This window comes from Planosporangium flavigriseum, from assembly GCF_011947225.1.
Taxonomy (GTDB): domain Bacteria; phylum Actinomycetota; class Actinomycetes; order Mycobacteriales; family Micromonosporaceae; genus Planosporangium; species Planosporangium flavigriseum.
The window spans coordinates 1-951 of sequence record NZ_JAATVW010000064.1 but is presented as its reverse complement, the minus strand read 5'-3'; the positions used below and the strand labels follow the sequence as shown (position 1 = coordinate 951).

The 951-nt window shown below is 67.8% G+C and carries 1 protein-coding gene; it reads right to left on the bottom strand.

Annotation, left to right across the window (positions count from 1 at the left end):
* Positions 1-17 precede the first annotated feature (17 nt).
* Positions 18-951: RNA-guided endonuclease InsQ/TnpB family protein (locus tag HC028_RS26820; protein WP_168080227.1), on the bottom strand; the 934-nt coding region annotated here is incomplete at its 5' end.

The following is a 951-nucleotide window of genomic DNA, read 5'->3' as shown; positions in this document are numbered from 1 at the left end:
TTGACGTTCTCCCCGCCCTAAAGGACGGGGATTCCCTCCGCGCTGCGCGCGGAACAGCGCGTAGCGTCCGGGTGGATTCCTGCTTCCCCGCGCGGTGCCGGCACGGGTGCCGGTCTTACCTGCGCTCCACAGGCGTTTAGGCTCTCGGCGCGTCCCGCCGCGAGCACATTGATCGCCGCGTTGACGTCCCGGTCGTGGACCTGCCCGCACGGGCAGGTCCACGACCGGATGTTCAACGGCTTCGACCCGTCGACCCGGCCGCACACCGAGCAAATCTGCGACGTGGGCGCGAACCGGTCGATCTTGCCGAAGGTCCGCCCGTACCGGGCGGCCTTGTACTCCAACATCCCGACAAACGACGCCCAACCGGCGTCGTGCACGGACTTGGCGAGCCGGGTCCGGCCCAGACCAGCCACGCACAGGTCCTCGACATACACCGCTTGATTCTCGCGGATGATCCGGGTCGAGAGCTTGTGCTGCCAGTCCCGTCGGCTGTCAGCCACCTTCGCATGCGCGCGGGCGACCTTCACGACGGCCTTCTTGCGGTTGTTGCTACCCCGCTGCTTGCGGGACAGATCCTGCTGCAGGCGCTTGAGCTTGCGGGCGGCGCGCCGCAGGAACTTCGGTGCGGCCACCTTCGTGCCGTCGGACAGAACGGCGAAGTGCGTGAGCCCGAGGTCGATTCCGACTTCGGCGTCCAGCTCGGGCAACGGCTCGTCGGTAGTCTGCACGACGAACGATGCGAAGTACCGTCCCGCCGCATCCTTGATGATCGTTACCGATGACGGGACGGCGGGAAGCTGGCGGGACCAACGCACCTGCAGGTCACCGATCTTCGGCAGGCGCAGCCGGCCGTTGTCGACGACCTTGAACCGGGCGTTGGCGGTGAACCGGATCGCCTGCCGGTAGTCCTTGCGCGACCGGAACCGTGGCGGCGCGACCTTGCGGCCC